At 42.9% G+C, this 2,929-nt stretch carries 4 protein-coding genes; 1 reads left to right on the top strand and 3 read right to left on the bottom strand.

The genetic code is table 11. The features are described 5' to 3' along the window. Window positions 1–1,157 (bottom strand): phage portal protein (locus tag HRT75_RS14385; protein ID WP_291188199.1); only part of this gene is annotated, 1,157 nt, incomplete at its 3' end. A 71-nt stretch (window positions 1,158–1,228) separates the two neighbouring features. After that, complete coding sequence (locus tag HRT75_RS14390; RefSeq protein WP_291188201.1) at window positions 1,229–1,585, bottom strand: hypothetical protein; 357 nt, start codon at window positions 1,583–1,585, stop codon at window positions 1,229–1,231. 186 nt (window positions 1,586–1,771) lie between these two features. Here HRT75_RS14390 and HRT75_RS14395 point away from each other — a divergent pair, with 186 nt between their 5' ends. Next, window positions 1,772–2,077, top strand: a complete 306-nt coding sequence (locus HRT75_RS14395) for a hypothetical protein (protein ID WP_291188203.1) — start codon at window positions 1,772–1,774, stop codon at window positions 2,075–2,077. Between the two features lie 228 nt (window positions 2,078–2,305). Here HRT75_RS14395 and HRT75_RS14400 read toward each other — a convergent pair. Beyond that, a partial coding sequence (locus tag HRT75_RS14400; protein ID WP_291188205.1) for a terminase large subunit occupies window positions 2,306–2,929 on the bottom strand: 624 nt, incomplete at its 5' end.

Here is a 2,929-nt window from a genome sequence, read left to right on the forward strand (position 1 = left end):
AAATACCAAGCCTTATCGAGTTGGTTTACCATTTCGGAAACGTCCTCTTGAAGCTCAGGAATCACTGTAAAGTCAAAGTCTAGGTAGAGGTTTTCTCCGAACATCGGAACCATCCACCTATTAAGTTCGTCACGTAGCCTAATCATTTCAGGATTGACAGCGTTCTGGAACAAAAAGGACTTAGCCTCCTTTAGGTTGTTGTAGGAACTAGAGTCCGTGTTGTTCATCAGCACAACAGGCACTCCATAAACGTTGCAAAGTTCTTTGACAGAGGCATTATGCTGGCTGATAAGCTCCATATCCGCAGGAGAGAGTCCGAAGTTAATCCACTTCATCGGCTGGTTTGTGATGGCTACGCCTCCTCGGCTGTCTTTCATCTTCTTTATCAGTGCGTTATCTAGCGCTCTAGCCTGTGCTCTGTCTATTCCGTCCATTTCTTCAGCCACCAAAAGACCTCTGGCTGCTTGGTTCTGAAGTTGCTTTTTGGCCGTGCTAATTGTCTCGTTATTGGTCTCCAAAACCCTGAAGGCAGCCTCTAAAGGAGACTGGCCGTAAAGTTGAGAACCGCTAAAGTCGAAATTTGGATTGAAGTCTTTTACGTGTAGAATCTCAGAGTTGTCAAAATCAACAAAGCTGTCGTCATTCATCTGCAGATTATAGCCTTTGATTGGCTCAAACCTTCCTCCCGAAATGATTTCCATATGCTGAGAAGGGAGTACGTACATTTCCCGAACCTTTCCGGAGCCGTCTCTTACACCGTAGACATATCGATTCCCAGTTAGTTTACCGAATCCGATATAATTGGTTACAAACGAACTCCATCCCTCCATAGGGTTTGGGTTTTGAAGCACTTCCAAAATGTCCGACTGTGTAACCTCATTAAAGCTTCTCGCCTTAAGGACAGACGCTTTCAAAATAGCCCCCTTAGTTGATAGGCCGCTAGTCAGAGCGGTGTAATCCTTGGATAGGGACTTGTCTTTCACCTCGTAAACCTTGAAAGGGATCATTGTGGCGTTTCGAGTGATCAAATTAATGATAGAATAAACCGTAGAGTTCTTTTTATACCCCTCCTTGATATAGTTTTCGTTATTGCTTTCATTAAAGAAAACCTGATTGTCGCCTAGCCAGCTAACAGTCTTATCAAAAAAAGTTCGCATTCCCTCCGTAGGTTTAAAGCTAGACTTCCTCTTCCAATTAAATAATTTCATAGGGCAAAAATAGCGGTTTTCTAGTTGATCGTTTTAATAGTAATTTCAACCCGTCCATTATTCTTGTCGTAGATTGTAGGCCTCACGAACTCATCCTTAATGAAGTCATCGTTGTCATCGGGTATGCACTCCCAATTAACAAGAGCGTCCTGAAAGTATTTTGAGGTAATAGCTATAACGTTCATCTTATCGAGCCTAGCCCTTGTTGGCTTAAATACCTGGTAATCAAGTGTTATTGGGCCATTAAAGGTGAGACCAGATAGCTGATCTTCCAAGTCGTCTGAGTACTGCTTTTTCACCTTGTTCTCAACCATCGGGTGCCAATTCCTGTATTGGTTCAGATTGATGGAGTAGAGCTTGTCTTTAACTCGCTTCATAGGAATTCTTTGCCTAAAAGGTGTAATTATCTTCACTTCCATTTGGAACTTTCATCAGGGGTTTATAAATTTGAATTTATGAAAAGAATAACAGTTTTAAGTTTAATTTTAATGTTAGGGTGCTCTTGCTGCAAGAAGGCAGACCCGTTTCAACCAATAGAGCCGTTCACTAAAGGTGATGTGAGAATGTTACACTATACCTACTACGAAGATGGCCGAATTATTGGTGGTAGGAATCTAGGGCAGGGCGATTTAGAGATCATTGAAGACGACTTCCTGATCTCATTTGACGAGTTGAGAATCGTCTTGGACTCCGGTGACACCGCTAAGTGGTTTATCCATAGGTACAACAAAGAAGGAGTTCCTTCCAGGTTGGTTTATTTCGAGAATACGTATAATTTAGTCAGTTCCGGTGTTGTAGATGGAAGGATGAATTCCCTGAATTACCAAAGCGACACTGAGAAGATAAACATTCAGTTTTTAAGAAATTAATAAATTTAACAAAATGAACGCGGGATTTTTTTCTAAAAAGGACATTGCCGGAAATGTACAGTGGCTAGGAATAGAGTAGCGGTAAAATCACCTCAGTTGTAAAGGTATGAGTATAAGAAAGCGTATAGCGACACACGGCCAATCTACAAGTGTAAGGCTGGCCATAATCGGCTTTATTCTAACAGCGTTGGCATACGGGGCTTTATTAGCCCTTGTTGCCTTGCTGGCTTAGATAACAAAGAATTCGTTTGTTTTTCTTAGCTTCATCATAGCGAAGTAACGAGCGGCATCCATCAAGTGATTCCACTTATCGATCGGACGGTTCAGTTTATGGCCGTCCGCATCTGTCTCCCACACATAGTTCCTAAACTCCTTGATGAGGTTCCCCGAATAAGCAGGAACCCCTATAGAGTCTTGTGAGGACAGGATGTCAATACCGTACATAATAGAGTCTTTGCCTTTCTTTGTTGGCTTAATGTTCCATCCGTAACGCCTTAGCTCTTCGATAGATTTTGGCTCTGCTGAGTCCGCAAAGATTGGTTGGGTCTTGCTAATGCCTAGCCTCTTGAACTGCTCATTCATATCGGAGTTGGTAAGGCCAGTCTGATAAAGTTCCTCCTTCATAAACAGCCCGCTATCGGCACGATAGAAGCCCACCATCGCGCTAGGATCATTACTGAACCCAAAGTCCAGTCCGTATCCCATAAGTCTCGCATACTCTGGTATATCGTCCACCTTATGCCAGTTCTGGTAAATGGCACCAGTCAATTGCCCAACCAGGCCGTAGACGTACACATTCACCCAGTTGGCCCAGTATGGAGATTTATCTTTCTTTGCTTCAGCCCTCTCTAA

Source organism: Gilvibacter sp. (genome assembly GCF_013214815.1).
Lineage (GTDB): Bacteria > Bacteroidota > Bacteroidia > Flavobacteriales > Flavobacteriaceae > Gilvibacter.

Excerpts from the sequence above, each read along its gene's own strand:
- HRT75_RS14390 (WP_291188201.1), bottom strand. The coding sequence starts at position 1,585 with ATGAAGCGAGTTAAAGACAAGCTCTACTCCATCAATCTGAACCAATAC.
- HRT75_RS14395 (WP_291188203.1), top strand. The coding sequence starts at position 1,772 with ATGTTACACTATACCTACTACGAAGATGGCCGAATTATTGGTGGTAGG.